The 19,184-nt window shown below is 69.6% G+C and carries 17 protein-coding genes and 2 pseudogenes; 11 read left to right on the forward strand and 8 right to left on the reverse strand.

What is annotated here, in order from left to right; all coding sequences use genetic code 11:
- Nucleotides 1–16 precede the first annotated feature (16 nt).
- The 5 genes from ABT070_RS36810 to ABT070_RS36830 all read right to left on the reverse strand — a co-directional run bounded on the left by ABT070_RS36810 (nucleotide 17) and on the right by ABT070_RS36830 (nucleotide 5,829).
- Nucleotides 17–1,075 carry an ABC transporter permease gene (locus ABT070_RS36810; protein WP_351767254.1) on the reverse strand — a complete coding sequence of 353 codons (1,059 nt, stop codon included), beginning with the start codon at nucleotides 1,073–1,075 and terminating at the stop codon, nucleotides 17–19.
- Nucleotides 1,072–2,655 carry a sugar ABC transporter ATP-binding protein gene (locus ABT070_RS36815; RefSeq protein WP_351767255.1) on the reverse strand — a complete coding sequence of 528 codons (1,584 nt, stop codon included), beginning with the start codon at nucleotides 2,653–2,655 and terminating at the stop codon, nucleotides 1,072–1,074. The genes ABT070_RS36810 and ABT070_RS36815 overlap by 4 nt, the downstream gene beginning before the upstream one ends.
- Nucleotides 2,652–3,848, reverse strand: a complete 1,197-nt coding sequence (locus ABT070_RS36820; RefSeq protein ID WP_351767256.1) for a sugar ABC transporter substrate-binding protein — start codon at nucleotides 3,846–3,848, stop codon at nucleotides 2,652–2,654. The genes ABT070_RS36815 and ABT070_RS36820 overlap by 4 nt, the downstream gene beginning before the upstream one ends.
- A gap of 165 nt (nucleotides 3,849–4,013) precedes the next feature.
- Entirely contained in the window at nucleotides 4,014–4,937 is a 924-nt protein-coding gene (locus tag ABT070_RS36825) for a VOC family protein (protein WP_351767257.1), read from the reverse strand.
- Between the two features lie 43 nt (nucleotides 4,938–4,980).
- Nucleotides 4,981–5,829, reverse strand: a complete 849-nt coding sequence (locus ABT070_RS36830; protein WP_351767258.1) for a fumarylacetoacetate hydrolase family protein — start codon at nucleotides 5,827–5,829, stop codon at nucleotides 4,981–4,983.
- 148 nt (nucleotides 5,830–5,977) lie between these two features.
- Here ABT070_RS36830 and ABT070_RS36835 point away from each other — a divergent pair, with 148 nt between their 5' ends.
- The 7 genes from ABT070_RS36835 (at nucleotide 5,978) to ABT070_RS36865 (ending at nucleotide 11,498) form a co-directional block, all read left to right on the forward strand.
- Nucleotides 5,978–6,685 carry a GntR family transcriptional regulator gene (locus tag ABT070_RS36835; RefSeq protein ID WP_351767259.1) on the forward strand — a complete coding sequence of 236 codons (708 nt, stop codon included), beginning with the start codon at nucleotides 5,978–5,980 and terminating at the stop codon, nucleotides 6,683–6,685.
- 95 nt (nucleotides 6,686–6,780) lie between these two features.
- The gene (locus ABT070_RS36840) at nucleotides 6,781–7,293 is read left to right on the forward strand and encodes a DoxX family protein (RefSeq protein WP_351767260.1); all 513 of its coding nucleotides are present in this window, start codon (nucleotides 6,781–6,783) and stop codon (nucleotides 7,291–7,293) included.
- Nucleotides 7,294–7,335: 42 nt separating this feature from the next.
- A complete protein-coding gene (locus ABT070_RS36845; RefSeq protein ID WP_351767261.1) occupies nucleotides 7,336–8,103 on the forward strand; it encodes a CoA transferase subunit A in 768 nt (255 codons plus the stop codon).
- Between the two features lie 2 nt (nucleotides 8,104–8,105).
- A complete protein-coding gene (locus ABT070_RS36850; protein WP_351767262.1) occupies nucleotides 8,106–8,771 on the forward strand; it encodes a CoA transferase subunit B in 666 nt (221 codons plus the stop codon).
- Entirely contained in the window at nucleotides 8,768–9,817 is a 1,050-nt protein-coding gene (locus tag ABT070_RS36855; protein ID WP_351767263.1) for a ketopantoate reductase family protein, read from the forward strand. Before ABT070_RS36850 ends, ABT070_RS36855 begins: the two co-directional genes overlap by 4 nt.
- 28 nt (nucleotides 9,818–9,845) lie before the next feature.
- The gene (locus ABT070_RS36860) at nucleotides 9,846–10,427 is read left to right on the forward strand and encodes a TetR/AcrR family transcriptional regulator (protein ID WP_351767264.1); all 582 of its coding nucleotides are present in this window, start codon (nucleotides 9,846–9,848) and stop codon (nucleotides 10,425–10,427) included.
- A gap of 138 nt (nucleotides 10,428–10,565) precedes the next feature.
- Nucleotides 10,566–11,498, forward strand: coding sequence for an alpha/beta fold hydrolase (locus tag ABT070_RS36865; protein ID WP_351767265.1), 933 nt, complete (start codon nucleotides 10,566–10,568; stop codon nucleotides 11,496–11,498).
- Nucleotides 11,499–11,537: 39 nt separating this feature from the next.
- On the opposite strand, the gene ABT070_RS36870 is transcribed toward ABT070_RS36865, so the two are convergent.
- A complete protein-coding gene (locus tag ABT070_RS36870) occupies nucleotides 11,538–12,041 on the reverse strand; it encodes a hypothetical protein (protein ID WP_351767266.1) in 504 nt (167 codons plus the stop codon).
- Between the two features lie 324 nt (nucleotides 12,042–12,365).
- Between ABT070_RS36870 and ABT070_RS36875 the strand changes: the two are divergent.
- Nucleotides 12,366–12,659: pseudogene (locus ABT070_RS36875) on the forward strand (transposase); the annotation flags it as partial.
- 709 nt (nucleotides 12,660–13,368) lie between these two features.
- Nucleotides 13,369–14,463: a magnesium/cobalt transporter CorA gene (corA, locus tag ABT070_RS36880; RefSeq protein ID WP_351767267.1), complete on the forward strand. Its 1,095-nt coding sequence runs from the start codon at nucleotides 13,369–13,371 to the stop codon at nucleotides 14,461–14,463.
- Between the two features lie 330 nt (nucleotides 14,464–14,793).
- Here corA and ABT070_RS36885 read toward each other — a convergent pair whose 3' ends face one another.
- Both ABT070_RS36885 and ABT070_RS36890 read right to left on the reverse strand, forming a co-directional pair.
- Entirely contained in the window at nucleotides 14,794–15,462 is a 669-nt protein-coding gene (locus ABT070_RS36885; RefSeq protein WP_351767268.1) for an HAD-IC family P-type ATPase, read from the reverse strand.
- A gap of 493 nt (nucleotides 15,463–15,955) precedes the next feature.
- Nucleotides 15,956–16,339: pseudogene (locus tag ABT070_RS36890) on the reverse strand (HAD-IA family hydrolase); the annotation flags it as partial.
- A gap of 146 nt (nucleotides 16,340–16,485) precedes the next feature.
- On the opposite strand from ABT070_RS36890, the gene ABT070_RS36895 reads away from it, so the two are divergent.
- Both ABT070_RS36895 and ABT070_RS36900 read left to right on the forward strand, forming a co-directional pair.
- Entirely contained in the window at nucleotides 16,486–17,913 is a 1,428-nt protein-coding gene (locus ABT070_RS36895; RefSeq protein WP_351767269.1) for a helix-turn-helix domain-containing protein, read from the forward strand.
- A gap of 349 nt (nucleotides 17,914–18,262) precedes the next feature.
- A complete protein-coding gene (locus tag ABT070_RS36900) occupies nucleotides 18,263–18,874 on the forward strand; it encodes a hypothetical protein (RefSeq protein ID WP_351767270.1) in 612 nt (203 codons plus the stop codon).
- The last annotated feature ends 310 nt before the right edge of the window (nucleotides 18,875–19,184 follow it).

Raw genomic sequence — 19,184 nt, forward strand, 5'->3', positions numbered from 1 at the left:
GGAAGGGTGGGGCGGCTCAGCTGCCGATATCGAGGAAACCGGTGCGGCGGCGCTTGAGCTGGGCGGAGAAGACGATCGCGAGGACGACGGCCCCTCCGTTGAAGACATCGGTGACCCAGGGCTGCACGCCGAGCAGTGACAGTCCGCTGATGGCGGTGCCGAGGAAGAACAGCCCGAGAATCGTGCCGGGGACGTTGTAGGTGCCCGGGTGCCAGGTCGTGGCGCCCAGGAACACCGCGGCCAGCGCGGGCAGGATGAACGGGAGTCCGCCGATGGTCGGATCGCCGTTGCCCTGCGCGCCCACCTGGAGCACACCGGCGACGCCGGCGAGAACTCCGGATCCCACGAAGCTGAGCAGCACCAGTCGGTTGACCCGCAGTCCGGTGAGCCGCGACGCTGCGGCGTTGGAACCGACCGCGGTGAGGTGCCGGCCGAAGGGTGTCTGGGTCAGCAGGAACCAGGTGACGACCGCCAGGACCAGCATGATGACGAACAGCACGGGTAGTTGGGCGACCAGCCGGGTGCTAATCGTGGCGAGGGCAGGCGAGAGCCCTGAGCTGATCGGTACGCCCTGGGTGTACGCGGTGATGGCGCCGCCGATGATGGTGCCGACGCCGAGGGTGGCGATGATCGAGTTCACGCCGAGGTAGGCGACGACCGCGCCGTTGAGGGCGCCGATCAGTCCTCCGACCAGGAGAGTACCGATTACAGCCACCGGCAGGGAGAGACCGGCGCGGCTCATGAGGGCGGCGCAGACGATGGAACAGAGCCCCAGGGTCGCGCCGACGGAGACGTCGAACCGGCCGCCGACCAGCGGCAGCATCAGCGCCAGCGCGGCTACGGCGAGCACCGACTGCGATATCGCGATGCTGCGGAAGTTCGCGCCGGTGGCGAAGGTTTCCGGACGCAGCGCGGTGAAGACGGCGATCAGTACGACGAACAGTGCCAGCAGCCCGAACCGCTCTAGTACCAGGCCCGGTGCGGGAGCCGAGCGGCGGCGCGGCGCGGAGCCGGCCGGTGGCTGGGGCACGGCGGGAGACGCACCGCTGCGGGGCGCGGCCGACGAGGTGGTCATGGTGTGCTCTCCTTGGTGAAGACCAGCTCGGTGAGGTGGTGGCGGTGGAGGTCCGCCCCGCTCACCTCGGCGGTGATCCGGCCGTCGCGCAGGACCAGTACGCGGTCGCAGGCGTGGGCGAGTTCGTCGAAGTCGGAGCTGACAACCAGCGCGGCCATACCGTCGGACACGGCGGCGCGAATGGCGGCGTAGACGTCGGCGCGGGCCCCGACATCGACGCCCTGGGTGGGTTCGTCGAGCAGCAGCAGCCGCGGGTTGCGCCGCAGCCAGCGCGCGAGCACCACCTTCTGCTGGTTGCCGCCCGACAGCGAGGACATCAGCGCGTCCTGCCCGGAGGCACGGATCCCGAAGTCGGTGATCGCGCGGTCGGCGTCGCGGCGCTCGTGACGACGGTCGAGCCGGCCCTTGGACCAGTATTTGGCGACTTCCGCGGCTGAGAGGTTTTCCCGGACTGACAGATCGAGGAACGCGGCTTCGCGCTCGCGGTCCTCCGGCACATGAGCGATGCCCAGCTCCATGGCCTGGCCGGGAGTGCGGGGACGTTCGGTGTCCCCGGCGAGCCGGATGCTGCCCGAGTCGACGGGATGGTCCCCGAAGATCATGCGCAGCAGCTCGGTCCGGCCGGTGCCGAGGAGCCCGGCGATCCCGACGACCTCTCCGGCGCGGACGGTCAGGTCGACTCCGGCCAGCGGTCCGCCGGTCAGTCCCTCGACTTCGAGGACGGGGTCACCCGTTGCAATGGGGTCCGCCGCGTTCTCGGCGAAGACGCGCTCCACGGGACGTCCGACGATGTGCTCGATCATCTGTGCCTCGGTCATCGCCCTGGTCGAGCGGGTGACGACATGGTGGCCGTCCCGTAGGACGGTCATCGCGTCGGTGATGTCGAGGACCTCGTCGATGCGGTGACTCACATAGAGGATTGTCTGGCCTGCGCGGGAGTACCGGCGCAACGCCTCGAGCAGGACGGACACCTCATGCTCGGGCAGCGACGCGGTCGGTTCGTCGAGCACGAGGACCGGCATACCGCCGCCAAGGTTGTGTCCGTCGCTGGACTGGCCGTCAAGTCCCTTGTTCTCATGGTCGTCTTGCCCGACGTCCTGCAAGGCGCGGGCGATCGCGACCATCGTCTGGTCGGCGGGGCGCAGGTCGCCGAGCAGGTCGCCGGGGCGGGCGTCGATCTCGAAGCGCTCCAGCAACTCCGATGTACGCCGCCGCAGTCGGCCCCAGTGGACCCGGCCCACGCTCGTCGGAAACCGGTCGCCGATGGCGATGTTCTCCGCCAGCGTGAGCTCCGGAAAGGTGCTGGTGCTCTGGTGCACGAACCTCAGCCCGTAGAGGCGGGCCGAGTGGGGCGACGTGGCGTCCGAGGGGACGCTTCGTGTGCCGATGCGCAGTTCGCCCCCAGGGTCCCCGGTGTACACCCCGGCGAGGATTTTGATCAGGGTGGACTTGCCTGAGCCGTTGCCGCCGAGCAGCCCGTGGATGTGGCCTGCGCCGACCTCGAAGCTCACGTCGTCGAGGGCGAGGGTGGCGCCGAAGGTCTTGGAAAGGTGACTGACGGCGAGTGCTGTGCCGGTCATGTGGTGCCCCCGCTCCAGACCCTTTCGCGGGCGGCCTTGAAGTCGACCGGGGTGGCGATGGCGGCGCCCTTTGCAGGCAGACCGTGCCGGGCGTCGACGTAGACGAAGCCACCGCCCTGGTTGGGCTGTTTCGCGGGGTCGGCCCCGAAGAAGATGCGGTTGAGAGTGTCCGCGGTGGCCCAGATGTCGTACTCGTAGGGGATCAGGCTGGTGGCGGTGACGACGCCCTCACGGATGAGCTGGGTGCCAGACGCTTGGCCGTCGCCGCAGCACACGACCAGGTCGGTGCGCCCGGACTGCCGGACGGCTGAGGCGAAGGCGCCGGACATGAACGAGTCGGAGTCGTAGGCGACCGCGGTGGCGTCGGGGTGCGCGGTCATCGCTGTCTTGAGGATCTGGGCGGCCGGGTTGGGGAATCCGGTGATGTTCCAGACGACGGGGACGAGCCGGCACTTCGGACAGGCTGCCGCCATTTCCTTTTCGAAGGCTTTCCAGCCGACGGCGTGGATGGCCTGGTCGACGTTCTTGACCACCAGCACTTTCGGATTCCGTGTCCCGCGTTCGGCGAGTCTCGCGGCGAGGAAGCGAGCGTTGTAGCGGCCGCGGGCCGCGTAGTAGTCGCTGGTTTTTGTCGAGCCCATCGTGTTCAGCGTGGCGGTGAACAGCGCTTTGCCGCCGCCCAGGCTCCGGTCGTTGCAGTCGAGTGCTGCGTAATTGACCACGGGGATGCCCGCGGACTTCGCGGCGAGCAAGCCGCTCTTGATCTGCGGGCAGTCGAAGGCAGCCGTGACGATGCCGTCCGCTCGAGCGGCGATCGCCTGCCCGATGGCGGTGTTGGCGGCCGATGCCTGGTATTTGGTGTCCACCACCTGCACACGCCAGCCCAGCTGCTTGGCAGCGTCGGTGAAGGACGACGACATGGTGTGGCAGGCGTCAAAGTTCTCTCCGCAGGAGATGAACCAGACAGTCTTGCCGCGCACTGCGGCGGGGCCGTCGGAGGGTGGGTCCTGGAAGACGCCGGCGAAGCCGTCGTCGAGGACCTTCTGCTGGTCGGAGGTCAGGGTGCCTGTGTCGGCGGCCTGTGTCTGCTCGGTCGTCGTGCTGCACGCACCGAGCAGGAGAGCGCAGAGCAGGGCGAGCGGGCCGGTGAGCCACGCCAGCCGGGGTCTCGCGCTGAAGGGTATCGGGGTCATCCGGATCTCCTACGGATCGTCTTTGATTCCGAGGGCTGTCCATGCCGGTGGAGCGCACGGCGAAGCCGCACGTGAACGGGACACGGGCTGATGTGGGGGACAAGGCCATGGGCCTGCCGGCAGGGAAAGGCGTACAGGGGAGGCCGAGGTGGCGGGTACGAGCTGTCAGCCGGGCTGGTGGGCGCCGGTCATGATCTCAGCGAGGTCCTCGGGTGCGAGGAAGGACGGCGGCGGGGGCGGACCCCAGCTGAACAGTCCGCGCGCGCCCTCCAGCGTCTGTGGCGACCAGATCTGGTCGTCGAGGACGCAGTCCATGTCGGAGTAGTACTCGGAGAAGTTGCCGGCCGGATCCTTGAGGTACCAGAAGAAGTTCGATCCGGCGTGATGGCGGCCCAGGCCCCAGACGTGCCGCTCGGGATGGTTCTCAAGCATGGCGGTGGCGCCGCGGCCGACCTCGTCGACGTCGTCGACCTGCCAGGAGCTGTGGTGCAGGAAAGCGACGGGGGCGTTGAGGACCAAGACGTTATGATGGTCGGTCGAGCAGCGCAGGAACGCCCCGTGCCCCTTGATCCGGTCGCTGACCTTGAACCCGATCAGGTCGGTGAAGAACCGGATCGTGGCCTCGAAGTCGGTAGAGCCGAGCACGACATGGCCGAGCTTGCGCGGTCGTACGCCATGTTCGCGCAGGATGCCCGGGGCGCGGGTGGTGCCCCGTTCGGTGCGGCCGGGCCCGTTGTGCGGGGTGGCCGGGCTCGGCGGCTGCAGAATCGGCTCGGCGACCCGGACCGTGATCCGGGTGCCGGTGACGGGCTCGACGGTCGTCAGCGCCGTGCCGTTCTGCTCCACGGGTGCCCCGGCCTGCCGGAGGCGGTGGCCCGCGGCAGCGATGTCGTCGAGGTGCGTGGCGCCGATCCCGAGCTCGACCAGTCGCCGTACAGGTGCGTGGATCACTCGTAGCTGTCGGCCGCCGTCCACGCTGGACAGCCAGCCGTCGGGGTGCGGCCGGAGCCCGAAGTCGGTGTAATAGGCGATCGTCTCGTCGACGTTCGGCACTCCGACGGTGATTGCGGTCAGTCGGTGGAGCGGCATCGTCGCCGTCCTTTCCGCCGTACGGCTGCGGGGGTTCGGGCGGTCAGACCGCAGGGGCGACCAGACGGTGGCGCATCTCGCCGACGCCGCGGACATAGCTCACGAGTTCGTCGCCGGCCTGGAGCCAGCGTGGAGGGGTGCGGCCGATGCCGACACCGGACGGGGTGCCGGTGAAGAGGACGTCACCGGGCAGCAGTGGTGTGACCGCGGACAGCCGGGCGATCAACTCCGACACCGGGAACACCATGTCGCGGGTATGGCCCTTCTGTACCTGCTCGCCATTGATCAGGCAACCCAGTTCCAGGTTGTCGGGGTCGGGGAGTTCGTCCGGGGTCACCAGCACGGGGCCGATCGGGCCGAATCCCGGGTGCGACTTGCCCAGGCTGAACTGAGGTGCCGGTCCGGCGCCCTGCAGCACCCGCTCGGAGATGTCCTGGCCGACCGAGACACCGGCCACGTACGACCAGGCGTCCTCGGCAGTCACCCGGTGGGCACGCCGGCCGATCACGACGACCAGCTCCACCTCCCAGTCCACATGGCCCTCCGGTACGACGATCTCGCCGTAGGGACCGGTCAGGGACGTGACGAACTTGGTGAACACCGGCGGGCTGTCGGGCACCGCGAAGTCCGACTCGGCCGCGTGGTCGGCGTAGTTCAGGCCGATCGCGAAGATCTGCCGTGGCCGGGGGACGGGGTTGCCGTACGTCTCCTCGGGTGCCTCGTGTGCGTCTTCGGGGCGGGTGTCAGCCGCGAAGGCCACCACCTCGTCCCATCGCTCGTAGGCCTGGTGGGGATCCGCGGGCAGAACCCCATCGCTCGCGGTGTTCAGGTCCAGAACTCGGCCAGGGGAAACCACCTGGTGGAGCCGACCGGAGAGGGTGGCGAATCGCACGCTACTGCTCCTTGTGACGGGGCCGCCCACAGAGGGTGACCGCACCGGCTTCGCTGTCGGTGGACCATGTCTACGCCGGTGAACTCGAAAGGTCAACGAACTTTCGAAAGTTGTGGAGGTATTCGTTTCTCTGTGTAAAGTGCGATGCATGGCCAAGGAGAAAGCGTCCAAGACACGCACCGAGGAAATGCACCGCAGGCTGCGCGGCGACATCCTGGGCGGTCGGTTAGTGCCCGGAGCACGTCTGAAGTTCCCCGAGCTGTGTGAGAACTACGGCGTCAGCGTCGGAGCGGCCCGAGAAGCATTGACCCGCTTGGCGGCCGAGGGTCTGGTCAAGAGTCAGGCACACCAGGGCTACATGGTGACTCCGCTGTCCCACGAGGACCTGGCGGACCTCACCCGGGCCCGGGTCGAGATCGAGTCCTTGGTGCTGCGCATGTCGGTCCTCGAGGGTGACGTCCACTGGGAATCGCGCGCGATCGCCGCCCATCACGTGCTGGAGCGGGCCCCCTTCCTCAGCGACGACGACCCCGACCACCCCACCTACGAGTGGGAAGTCGCTCACGCCGCGTTCCACATGGCACTCATCGACGGATGCACCAACCGACGGCTGCTCGACGTGGCGCGGTCCCTGCGCGACGAAGCTGAGCTGTACCGGCAGTGGTCGGTCTCCCTCGGCCAGGAGCCGGACCGTGACCTGCCCGGCGAGCACCGGGCCCTGCTGGAGGCCACTGTCGGCAGGAACGCCGACCTCGCCGCTCACCTGCTGCGCGACCACATCGCGCACACGGCCCAACTGCTCATCTCCGTGGCCACGGACGAGCCCCTCGTGGCGGCTGAGGAACGCTCGACCTGATGACACCGCGTGCGTGGGCCCCCTGTGTCCCGGGGCCCACCGCAAGACAGCTCCGAATAGCCCCTGACCGTTCACGACCCGGGAAGGACGCACACATGGACGTCGGTCTCCTCCTCCTGCGCCTGCTCATCGGCGCCCTGCTGGTCGGCCATGCCCTGCAGAAGCTCACCGGCTCCTTCGGCGGAGCGGGCCCGACCCGCACCGGAGCGCTCTTCGCATCGTGGGGGCACCGGCCGGGCGTCGCGATGGCAGTGGTGGCCGGGATGTCCGAAGCCGTCGGCGCGACTCTGCTCGTCCTCGGGCTGGGCACATCCCTCGCGTGCGCCGTCGTCGTCGGCACGATGACCGTGGCCGCACTGGCCCTCGCGAGCAACGGGTTGTGGGCCGTACGCGGGGGATCGGAAGTGCCCCTGTTGTACGGGATCGCCGCGGCGGCCCTTGGCTTCACCGGACCCGGCGACTGGTCCCTCGATGCCGCGCTCGGCCTCACTGGCTTCTCCGGCCCGGCGTGGGGCGCGCTCGCGCTCGCCCTTGGCCTCCTCGGCGGCCTGCCGGTCGCTGCGCGAGCCCACCGGCTGCGCCGCGCGGACCTCCCTTCCCCCATCTGACCTTTCCCGCTCTGACCTTCCCGATCCGAAGGAATCACCAGCATGGACAAGCGCTGCTCCACAGCCGCGCAGGCCGTGGCCGACGTACCGGCGGGCTCATGCGTCGCGGTCGGCGGCTTCGGGCTCGTCGGCATACCCGCGACCCTGATCAAGGCCCTCGTCGACCGGCCCGAGACCCGCGACCTGGAGATCGTGAGCAACAACTGCGGTGTCGACGACTGGGGGCTCGGCCTCCTCCTCGCGGCCGGCCGGATCCGCCGCATCGTCGCCTCCTACGTGGGGGAGAACAAGGAGTTCGCCCGCCAGTACCTCGCGGGCGAGCTGGAGGTCGAACTCACACCGCAGGGCACCCTCGCCGAGCGGCTGCGTGCCGGCGGGGCAGGGATCGCGGCCTTCTACACACGCACCGGTGTGGGCACCCAGGTCGCCGAGGGTGGCCTGCCGTGGCGCTACGACGGCACCGGCGGAGTCGCCCTCGCCTCGCCCTCCAAGCCCGTCGCCGTCTTCGACGAGCACGATTTCGTCCTCGAACGGGCCCTGAGCGTCGATGTCGCGCTGGTCCGGGCCTGGCGCGGCGACCGGTACGGCAACCTCGTCTTCCGCCGCAGTGCCCGCAACTTCAACCCGCTCTGCGCCCGTGCCGCCCGGCTGACGATCGCCGAGGTGGAGGAGCTCGTCGAGCCTGGACAGCTGGACCCCGATGTGATCCATCTGCCCGGCATCCATGTGGACCGGATTGTCACACTCGCCCCGGACGACGCGGCGGACAAGCACATCGAGAAGCGGACTGTGACAGAGGAGAGCAGGTAACCGTGCCCTGGAGCAGGAACGAGATGGCGGCCCGTGCCGCGCGTGAGCTGCCCGACGGCAGTTACGTCAACCTCGGCATCGGGCTGCCCACACTCGTGCCCAACCACATCCTGCCCTCGGTGGAGGTCGTGCTGCAGTCCGAGAACGGCATCCTTGGGCTGGGCCCGTACCCGGCCGCCGACCAGGTCGACCCCGACCTGGTCAACGCTGGCAAGGAGACCGTCACCCTACGGACCGGGGCCAGCACGTTCGACTCCGCGGACAGCTTCGCGATGATCCGCGGCGGCCGGATCGATGTGGCCGTACTCGGCGGAATGCAGGTCTCCGCCGGAGGCGACCTGGCCAACTGGACCGTACCCGGAGCGATGATCAAGGGCATGGGCGGTGCGATGGACCTCGTACACGGCGCCCGCCGCATCGTCGTCCTCATGGAGCACGTCACCAGGACCGGGGAAGCCAAGCTCCTCCCGCGGTGCACCCTGCCGCTGACCGGCAGAGGCGTCGTGGACCGGGTCATCACCGACCTCGGCGTTCTCGACGTCACCCCAGACGGCTTCGTCCTCGTCGAGACCGCGCCGGGCGTCGACCACCGTCAACTCCAGGCAGCCACCGCGGCACCGGTCCGCGTGGCAGCCCTGACCGCCCCGACCGCGCAGGAGAACCAGTGACCAGAATCGCGGTGCTCGGCACCGGTGCCAACGGCGGCTCCATCGGAGCGGACCTGACCCGTGCCGGGCTCGACGTCACCTTCATCGAGCAGTGGCCCGAGCACGTCGCCGCGATGCGCGGGCACGGCATCCGTGTCGAGATGCCCGACGCCCAAGAGGTCACCGAGGTACGGGCGTTCAACCTCTGCGACGTGGCCACCCTGCGCGAGCGGTTCGACGTCGTCCTGGTACTGGTCAAGGCCTACGACACCCGCTGGGCGTGCGAGCTGGTCAAGCCGCTCGTCGCCGACGACGGGGTCGTCGTCGGTATCCAGAACGGCATGACCCTGGACACGATCGTCGACGTGATGGGCCCCGACCGCTCGCTCGGCGCCGTCATTGAGATCGCGTCCAACATGTTCGAACCAGGCGTGGTGTGCCGTGACACTCCCCGCTCCCAGTCGTGGTTCGCCGTCGGCGGTCTCACCGCGGCCGCCCAACACAAAGCCCCGGACGTGGCACGTCTGTTGCGCAACTCCGGCACCGTGGAGGTCTCCGACGACATCCTCTCCTCGAAGTGGATGAAACTCGTCGCCAACTGCACCGAGTTGGTCACCTCCGCCGTCCTCGACCTGACCGTGCACGAAGCCGCGGAGATCCCGGGAATGCGGGAAGTCATGCTCGAAGCAGGCAACGAGGCCGTACGCACCGGACTCGCGCTCGGCCGGACCATCCGCCCAGTGCTCGGGCTCACCGCCCAGGATGTCTCCGACCCCGAGCAGGTCGCGACGGCACTCTTCGACATCATCCACGACAGGTTCGTCACGCCCGGACAGCAGACCACCGTCCTGCAGGACTGGATCAAGGGCCGGCGCAGCGAGGTCCACCAGATCAACGGACACATCGCTGCCGAGCAGGCGCGGCTCGGCGGACGGGCGCCGGTCAACGAGCGCGTCGTCGAAGCCGCGCGCAGGATCGAGGCACGCGAAATGGCGCCGGGCCCCGAGGCCGCCGCCCTCCTGCTGGCCGACATGGGCAGCGACTCCACGCCAGGAATATTCAACTGAACGGTTCAGAATGGGCTAGACTCCAAACATGGCTCGTCCCAAGGAATTCGATCCGGAGGTAGCGCTTCGGGATGCCCTGGCGCTGTTCTGGCGGCAGGGGTACGAAGCGACCTCTGTGACCGACCTGGTTGAACACCTGGGAGTGGGCAGACCTAGCATCTATGCGACCTTCGGCAGCAAGCACCAGCTCTACCTGCGCGCCCTGGACGCCTACGCGCAGGAACGGGTGGCGCTCGACCTCGAGCTGCTGTCCCGACCCGGTCCGGTACTCCCGGTTGTACGCGGCTGGATGCAGCGGTACGCGGACGAAGTGGAGGCCGACGAGGAACGGCTCGGTTGTTTCGCGGTCAACGCCGTCGCCGAGATGATGCCCGGCGACGGCGAGGTGGCCAGAATCGTCGAAGGTGCCTGGGGTGCCACGGAGGCCGCGCTGGCGGCTGCCCTGTTGAGGGCGCATGCACAGGGCGAGCTGGCGGAAGGCCGTGAACCACGCGCCCTGGCCCGATGCCTCATGACCCTGCTGCACGGTATCCGCGTATCCGGCAAGCGCCGCCAGGACCGGACCCATCTCGGGGACGTCATGTCCCAGGCGTTCCTCCTGCTGGGCTGACGCCACCTGTGGGCCCACTCGAAGGCGATCGAGTCATGACCTAGTTTTGAACTGAACGGTAGCTTAAGGAGCGCCATGTTTTCCTTTGAATCCACGTCCCCTGAATCCACGTCCGTCCGTCATGTACAGGAAGAGTCGGTGCGTGCTCCCCGCGCGGTCCAGCCACTGCCGATCGACCCGCACGAGCCCTTCGACGAGCGCGCCTTCTTCCGGACTTTCCGGCACGGGTCAGCCGACGTGAACGGCATCCGGGTGCACTACGTCGTAGGCGGTCCTGCCCCGGAGGAGAGCCCCGGCCTGGTGGTGCTGCTCCACGGCTGGCCCCAGACCTGGCACGAGTGGCGCAAGATTATGCCCGCGCTCGCGGAGCGGTACACGGTCGTCGCCCCCGACATCCGTGGTACGGGAGACACCGACAAGCCCCTGACCGGCTACGACGCGGGAACCCTGGCGGAGGATGTCTACCAGCTGGTGCGCTACCTCGGTTTCGACCGAGCCCACCTTGTCGCGTACGACGTGTCCGGACGGTCGGGGTACGTCTACGCCGTAGAGCACCCCGAGGCCCTCGGCAAGCTCGTCCTGATGGAAACGCTGATTCCCGGCTTCGGCCTCGAAGCCGCCATGGACGTCGCCAACGGCGGCTCCTACCACTTCGGCCTGCACGCCAACGTCGACCTCGCCGAAGCCCTGGTCCGGGGCAAGGAGCGCTTCTACATCACCACCCTGACGCGCTCCTGGCTGACCGACAAGGCGGCCATGCGGGAGGAGGACTTCGACGAGTCCGTACGGTGCTACTCAGGACCCGGCGGTCTGCGCGGCGGCTTCTCCCACTACCGGGCCTTCCTCGGCGACCGCGGCCCCAACCACGCACGCGCGGCACGGGGAAAGATCACCACTCCGGTACTGGCACTCTACGGAGGTGCGAACGGGCACGCCCCCACCCTGCCCCTCGACATGACCGCCCTCGCCGAAGATGTCCAGGGCGAGGAAGTGCCGGGCGCCGGCCACCTCATCGCCCAGGAACGCCCCGACCACCTTGCCGCAAGGCTCCTCGACTTCTTCGGCGAGTAGCCGTGCGGCCGGGCGGTAGCCGCCGGCGGCCATTCTCGGTCACCTGAGCTGCGGGTCTTCGAGGACGATGACTCGATTGGCCTCCACATCGAAGCCGAGTACTGGACGGTCGTAGCTGCCCTCCGGGTCCATCAGCACCGGCCGGCCCAACCGCCGCCCGATCGCCCGAAGGAAGCCGCAGAACACGTCGAGTCGCTTCGGGCCCTGCAACTCCCGTAGGTCGACGTCGAAGTCGATTTCCTTGCCTGCACGGAAGCGGAAGATCGCCAGCACATCGGCAGTCGGCCACACTCGCAATGCCGGGCACTCGGCATCCCCTGGGCGGGACAGCACAGCCTCTGCCTGGGGCACCGGACGCACCACTTCTTCCTCGGAGTACCGGCACTTCCAGCCCTTTTCCGCGAAAAGGTCGAGGACCGTCTGCCAGGCACAGTACGCGTCCACGCGGCGTGTCACAAAAGGCGGTACGGGCGCGCTGAATTCCGCGACGGTGACGTTGACGATGCTCTTTGGGAACGCTTCAGGGCAAGCTGCCGAAAACATGACACTCCAAGGAGTTCATAGTTTTTCCTCAGGCGAGGCGATTGGCAGCGTTAGTGCTGCGTCAAGCGCGTTTGCCTCTCGGATAGGTCATCGTTTCAGGTGGTTTGGCGGAGGTCTCGGCATTTCCTGAGGGGGAGCCAATTAAGGCGTGTTTGAGATGTTGATCTCCGCTGTGGAACGATTTTCGGATGGCTCGTGGAGATCTGACAGACGAACAGGGGGTGCGGCTGGAGGCGGTGTTGCCGCCGTTGCCGGTGAATGGGGCACAAGTCGAGGGACCGGCGGCAGGTCTTCGACGGCATCTGGTGACGGGCCCAGACCGGTTCGCCGTGGCGGGACGTACCGGGACGGTACGGTCCGTGGAAGACCCTGTACTCGGTCTTCCGGCGCTGGCAGATCGACGGGGCCTGGGCCCGCGTTCTGGAGAAGTTACAGGTCAAGGCCGATGCTGCCGGGCACATCGAGTGGGAAGTCTCTGTCGACTCCACGATCTGCCGGGTCCAGCAGCATGCCGCCGGGGCCCGGAAAAGGGGGACCACCATCCGGGCCGGACGCGTCCGGACGATCCGGCGTCCGAGCCGGACGACCACGCGATCGGCCGCTCGCGCGGCGGCCTGACCACAAAGATCCGCCTCGCCGTCGATTCCTCCTTCCAGGTCCTGGCCACCGCCGTCACCGCGGTGAACAGCGGGGCGGCGCCCCGCTGTTCACCGAGCTCATGAACCGCATCCGCGTTCCCCGCCTCGGCCGTGGCCGTCCGCGGACCCGGCCCGTTTACGTGCTCGCTGACCGGGCCTACTCCTCCCCCGAGATCCGCGACTACCTGCGACAGAGGCACATCACGCACACCTTCCCGGAGAAGCGGGACCAGGTGGGACACCGCCTCCGCCGGGTTCGTCCGGAGGCCGTCCGTCTGTCTTCGACCGCGAGAAATGGAAGACCAGACACAAGGTCGAGAACCGGTCCTGTTTCCCGACGGGGTGCTCGCGTGCACGGTGCTTGTTCTTCATGCCGGTTGACCGGCCGGGGCCCGCGGTGCTGACGCTTCTCTGACGTGGGGGGTGTGGGGGAGGGGACTCCCGGCGTCGTTCGGCTGCGGCCGGTCGGCTCCGTACTCCTCGCGCGACGGCGACCTCCGATGCGACCGAGTCCGCGCTCTGTCCCGCCGGCAGGCTCATGCCCCTCGGCTGCGATGACAGCCGAGGGCGCCGCAGGTCGGCCCCGGCATACTGTCCGGTCCCTTGCCCGACATCCCAGGTCCTGAGGCCGACAGCCGCTTTGCCGTCACCTGGCACACTGGCCGGATCCCGGCGAAGGAGTACACCGCATGTCGATGGTCGGCAACCTGCGCAAAGTCGCGCGCCTCGTGCGTCGGGGACGGCGCGTGGACCTCAGTCACCCGGCCCGCTCCCCGCTCGGCTCCGGCGTTGTCAACTGTGTCGTCTACCGCGACGGCGTCCGCCAGGAGGCCGCTCCCACCGTCGAGGAATCCGTCGCCCGGGTGCGCAAACGCGGCCACGGCTTCGTCTGGCTCGGCCTGCACGAGCCCACCGAGACGGAGATCGCGCGGGTGGCCGAGCTGTTCGGCCTGCACCCGCTCGCGGTTGAGGACGCTGTCCACGCCCACCAGCGACCCAAGATCGAGCAATACGGCGAGGTCCTGTTCGCCGTCTTCAAGACCGTCACGTACGTCGAACATGCCGAGCTGACCGCCACCAGCGAGGTCGTCGACACCGGCGAGATCATGATCTTCACCGGCCCCGACTTCGTCGTCACCGTACGGCACGGCCGCCACGGCTCACTCGGCCCCCTGCGCGAAGACCTCGAGGCCGAGCCCGAGCTGCTGGCCAAGGGCCCCTCCGCGGTCCTGCACGCCATCGCCGACCACGTCGTCGACGACTACGTCACGGTCGCGGACGCCGTCCAGGACGACATCGACCAGGTCGAGACGGACGTCTTCTCCCCGCGCAGCCCCCGAAATGCCGACGCGGGCCGCATCTACCAACTGAAGCGCGAACTCCTCGAGCTCAAGCGCGCCCTGGTACCCCTGGGCCGCCCCCTCGACCGGCTCGCCACCGAGCCCCGCGCCTGTGTCGACCAAGACATACAGACGTACTTCCGGGACGTCGCGGACCACCTCACCCGTGTCACCGAGCAGATCAATGCCTTCGACGCCCTCCTCGACTCCATCCTCCAGGCCCACCTCGCACAGGTGACCGTCGCCCAGAACGAGGACATGCGCAAGATCACCGCCTGGGCCGCGATCATCGCCGTACCGACGATGGTGTGCGGTGTCTACGGCATGAACTTCGACCACATGCCGGAGCTGCGCTGGCGCTTCGGCTACCCGATGGTCCTCGCGGTGATCGCGACCGCCTGCTTCGTCATCCACCGAGGCTTCAAACGCAACGGGTGGCTCTGACCCCGCCCACCTCTTCACTTCTCACGTTCGGATTCTGCAGGCGGGCCGAGGTGTCAGTGGCCGTCGCAGCACCCTTCGCCTTCGCCGTGGCGGGAACTGTCGACGAGCGACATCGACTTCCGCGGACGGACCGAGACCGGGACGTCGACAGGGTTGAGCAACGTGCCCTGCTTGACGCGGGCGGGTTGGGTGGGCGAGCAGGAGTCACAACACCCCGTGGCAGCGCCGGAATCCATGACCGCGTCTGCCGACACCCCGGTCTCGGTCGCGCCTCGGGGACTGATCAGCAGGAGCGGGCGTACGGCGGCGGTAGGGACGGCGGCCGGTGTCTCATCGGCGGTGTCCGTCGCGCAGCCGTCGCAGCACTCCCCGGCGCTGGGGATGGTGTCGTCGTCCGGAGTGCTTTCCACGGGCATTGACGCGGCGGTAGAACGGCCCTGGCGGGCCAGGCCGACGCCCGGCAGCTGCGTGGCCTTGGCGGCACGGATGGCGTTGGCGATGACGAGGACCTCGGCGAGCTCGTGGACGAAGACCACGGTGGCCAGGCCCCTCCGCGGTCTCGATCGCGACGTCGGTACCCATGGCGCCCATCGCTATGCCGACGTCCGCGGTGGCCAGCGCCGGGGCGTCGTTGATGCCGTCACCCACCATGGCCACCGAGCCCCGGCCGCTGCCGGCGCGGAGTTCGGTGACGATGTGCGCCTTGTCCTCCGGGCGCAGGTCGGCTCGGACTTCCTTGATGCCCGCAGCCGCAGCGAGAGCCTCGGCGGTGCGGGTGTTGTCGCCGGTGAGCATGGCCACCCTGATGCCGAGACGGCGCAGTTCGCGTACGGTCTCGGCGGCTTCCGGGCGCAGTTCGTCGCGTACGGCGATGGCCCCGAGCAGGACGTCGTCCCGCTCGACCAGTACGACGGTCGCGCCCTCGCTCTGCATCCGCTCCACCTCGCCGGACAGGTCGGCGGGATCGATGAAGCCAGGGCGCCCGAGCTGCACGCGCACGCCCTCGACATTGCCGCGCAGGCCGTGGCACGGCGGCCGCGCCCTGCAGTTCCGCCACCGCCACCGTCATCGCGTCGGCCTGCACCCGCAGGGCACCGATCTCGGCCTGCTGCTCCTGGCGGTTGCGGGAGCGGTTGGTCAGCCACGTCGCGAGGACAGCGATGAGCGCCCCCGAAACGAGCGTGCTCGCCAACTCGATCAACTTGTCCATCCCCGCAGGCTGGACGTACACCAGCTTCGACGTCCGGCCCGTTGCCCACCTGACGCACCGTCCCGCTCTTGATCCGCCACCGCTAGGACGCGCTGGACGATGTGCCCGGCTGTGTCCGCCCCGTCCTTGACTCGCCTGGCCGCCCCCTCTCGCCTCGTGCCCCGGCTGGTGCCTCGCGGTGCGCCTCGGCCGCCAGTACCGCGTCGCCTGGCGGTTACTGGTCGAGCAGGGGGCGAGTGTGCTGCGCAGTTCGTCGAGCCGGTGGTAGTGCAAGCCGGTCATTCCCGCGTCGCGAGCCGCCTGGACGTTGGCGGCGGTGTCATCGATGAACAGGCAGCGCTCAGGTGCCGCCTGGACGCGTTGCGCGGCGATGCGGTAGACGCGGGGGTCGGGTTTCGCGACGCCGAGGCGGGCCGTGTTCACCACCGTGTGGGCAAGGGTGTCCAGTCTTCGGCGAGCAAGGTCCTGCTCCAGCCGAGTGGTTCCGTTGGCCCGAAAAGGGCACCTGTCCCGCCTTCGCCCGCTTCCCTCCCGGCGTACCGGCCGCCGCCTCCTCGCGTACACATACGGCCTGCCCCGCAGACGCCCCTGCCGTACGGGCTCCGGCCCGCGGACGGGTGTGGCGCTCTCCACCTGCCCCGCCGGCCCTCTCCGTACCTTCGCCATCCGCCGGGCGGCCCCTGCAGCTCACGGCCGACAACCAGGAACCAATCCAGCCGTAGCGACGTGCAGGTACGGGGGAGCGCCTGGAATGCCGTCCCGGACCGGGACACGACTGCACAGGCCGACGGATGGATGCGAGTGCGCACCGCATGGATGCAAGGCACGACGAGGTAGGGGAGTTCGCGCTCCTGCTGATGCGCTTGAAGAAGCGCACGGACCGCAGCTACGCGGCGCTGGCCCGCCGTCTGGACATGACGTCCTCCACGCTGCACCGCTACTGCACGGGCGAGGCGGTTCCCCTGGACTTCGCCGGGATCGAGCGGTTCGCCGCCCTGTGCGGAGCCTGCCCCGCGGAACACGCGGAGTTGTACCGCCGGTGGGTCCTGGCCGTCGCGGCCCGGCAACGGCCACGCACGTGCGACGTCCGGCGGGCACCGGCGCCCGACGGCCCCACGAGCACGGCGGCCGCGGCCGCGTCCCCGAGCCCCAGCAGTGCGGCGGACGAGGAACCCGAGCCGGTGCCGCCGTCCGCCCCTCGCCCGGGGCCCATCTCCCCGGTCACTTCACGCCCGGAGCCGGCCTCGGCGGGCGAGCCGGGTCCCCGCCCCGGGCGCCCCCGACGGCGGCCCGGGCGGGCGATGGCACTGGCGGCCTCGCTCGCCGTCGTGCTCGCCGCTCTCACCGCATCGGCTGCCGGCCCCCGTTCCAACGGCCCGGTGTCAGCTTCCGCCCCAAGCACACCGAAGCCGTCGGCGTCGACCACACACAGCGGCAGCGGCCCGCACAAGAGCGGGGCGAGCGCCGGTGCCGTCCCGCCGCCGTCCTCCGCCCCCGCCACCGCACCGCAACCCTCCGCGTCGGCCACGCACAGCGGCAGCGGCCCGCAGGAGAACCGGACGAACACCGGTGTGGCCGCCCTGCCGGCCCCGCTCACCTGGACCGCCAACTCCCAGGTGTGGGGGGAACTCGAATGCGACCATGACTACGTCATCGACAAGCCGCCGCAGCAGGTCCCGCCGCCGCCGAACCCGGCGGACGCCGCGCCCTGGGCCGCATCTCAGGGCGCGGTGCACGGGCGGGACACCAATGTGCGGATCACGGTGCAGGGACGTGGCTCCGCGGCCGTCGTCCTGGAGGCCCTGCATGTGCGCGTGGTCGGCCGCGCCGTCCCCGCCACCCGCAGGGGCATCGCCTACTCCACGGCCGATGGCTGCGGCGCCACCCTCCAGCCCCGCTACTTCTCCATCGACCTCGACGCGCACCGACCTCGGCCCCGTGCCGTGCCAGCCGGCCGCCCGGACTCACCGAGCTTCGCGGTCGACTTCCCCTACCGGGTGTCCCTCCAGGAGCCGGAGGTCCTGCTGGTCTCGGCGGGCACCGAGTCCTGCACCTGCGACTGGTACCTCGAACTCGAATGGTCCTCGCAGGGCCGCAGCGGCACGGTGCGCATCGACGACCACGGCCGCCCGTTCCGTACCACCAGCATCACGGGGCTGCCCCACTACTGGTACCGCGGCCCCGCCGGCTGGGTCCCCATGACCACCGCCGCCGACGGCGAGGCGGAAACAGGCGGCTGACGGGCGACATCGGCCACATCCGATGACCGGCCGGCGACGGCGCGGGTCGTCCCCGCGTCCCGGAACGGCATCCCAGGCCTCCCTGTTTGCGCAGGTCAACGCAGGTGGGACGGTCCCACTGTCCCGGGTACGGGGGCAGCTGTTGCCGGGGGTCCGCGGCGTCCAGGAATCTGTGGATGTCGCACCGGCCGAGGCGGCACGACCGCCCGGCCGGCAGCACGACGAACCACCGCCCTGCGCTTGCGCACCGGGACACCCCTGTGCCCGGGCGGCGTGCGGCGCCTCGCACCGCCCGCCGCCCCACGACGCAGGAACACCCGCGCTCTGAACCTGAGAAGGAAGCCACCACATGAACAGGAACACTCCCGCACGCCGTCGTCCGGCCCGCCGCGTGGCCGTCGCCGCCGGCCTCGTCCTGGCCCTCGGGCTCGGTGCGGCGGCGCAGGCCTCCGCCGCTCCGCAAACCGCCAGCGCCCCGGTCAGCGCTTCGGCCCCCTCCACCGCGCTGTCCGACTCGGGCGCGCCGCTGTCCGGCCGCCAGATGGTCCGGGTGCTGAAGTCCCTGCTGCCCAAGGGCGCGAAGATCTCCGACGAGCAGAGCCAGGAAGGCTACGCCGCCCTGGTCTGGGACGACGGCCGCGGAAAGAGCATGATCGGGGTGAACGCCCAGCACGACATGGGCGACGTCATGGACGGGCTCATGGGCTGCGAGGGCGAGTACATCGCGTGCCAGGCCCTGACCCTGGCCGACGGCACCCAGGTGAAGCGGGCCAAGCGGGCATCGGAGAAGGGCGGCTCCGCCGTGGTGTGGCTGGTCGACACCCTCCACCCCGACGGCCGCCGGGTCATCGTCCAGGAAGTGAACTCCTACGCCGAGGGCGGCCCGGTGACGCGGCCGAAGCCCCCGCTCACGCTCGACCGCCTGCAGACCATCGCGCTCGACTCCCGCTGGGCGGGCTGACCGGATCGCCGCTCGCACGCGGTGTGCTCACACGCCATCGCAGAAGGGTCGCTCGACCGCTGCTTTGCCGCAGGTGCCTGCGGCGAGAGCGACGGCATCACCCAAGTACGGGAAGCGGTGCCTGAACTGACGTGTCCCGGCGCAGGGGCACCGAAGCCGTGCTCCGCCAGGTGACCGCATCCTGCAGGGCCGCCGTCCGTCCCACGTGGGACGGACGGCGGCCCTGCAGGATAGGTTGGGCGGCGGCCACCCCCCCCCCCCCAGCGGGGAGCCGGTGCCCGCAGCCACAAAAACAACCCCCCCCCCAACC

Source organism: Streptomyces sp. NPDC002884, from assembly GCF_040295245.1.
Taxonomy (GTDB): domain Bacteria; phylum Actinomycetota; class Actinomycetes; order Streptomycetales; family Streptomycetaceae; genus Streptomyces.

Coding starts and splice junctions, on each gene's coding strand:
- ABT070_RS36810 (WP_351767254.1), bottom strand. CDS start 1,075: ATGACCACCTCGTCGGCCGCGCCCCGCAGCGGTGCGTCTCCCGCCGTG.
- ABT070_RS36815 (WP_351767255.1), bottom strand. CDS start 2,655: ATGACCGGCACAGCACTCGCCGTCAGTCACCTTTCCAAGACCTTCGGC.
- ABT070_RS36820 (WP_351767256.1), bottom strand. CDS start 3,848: ATGACCCCGATACCCTTCAGCGCGAGACCCCGGCTGGCGTGGCTCACC.
- ABT070_RS36825 (WP_351767257.1), bottom strand. CDS start 4,937: ATGCCGCTCCACCGACTGACCGCAATCACCGTCGGAGTGCCGAACGTC.
- ABT070_RS36835 (WP_351767259.1), top strand. CDS start 5,978: ATGGCCAAGGAGAAAGCGTCCAAGACACGCACCGAGGAAATGCACCGC.
- ABT070_RS36840 (WP_351767260.1), top strand. CDS start 6,781: ATGGACGTCGGTCTCCTCCTCCTGCGCCTGCTCATCGGCGCCCTGCTG.
- ABT070_RS36845 (WP_351767261.1), top strand. CDS start 7,336: ATGGACAAGCGCTGCTCCACAGCCGCGCAGGCCGTGGCCGACGTACCG.
- ABT070_RS36860 (WP_351767264.1), top strand. CDS start 9,846: ATGGCTCGTCCCAAGGAATTCGATCCGGAGGTAGCGCTTCGGGATGCC.
- ABT070_RS36870 (WP_351767266.1), bottom strand. CDS start 12,041: ATGTTTTCGGCAGCTTGCCCTGAAGCGTTCCCAAAGAGCATCGTCAAC.
- corA (WP_351767267.1), top strand. CDS start 13,369: ATGTCGATGGTCGGCAACCTGCGCAAAGTCGCGCGCCTCGTGCGTCGG.
- ABT070_RS36895 (WP_351767269.1), top strand. CDS start 16,486: ATGGATGCAAGGCACGACGAGGTAGGGGAGTTCGCGCTCCTGCTGATG.
- ABT070_RS36900 (WP_351767270.1), top strand. CDS start 18,263: ATGAACAGGAACACTCCCGCACGCCGTCGTCCGGCCCGCCGCGTGGCC.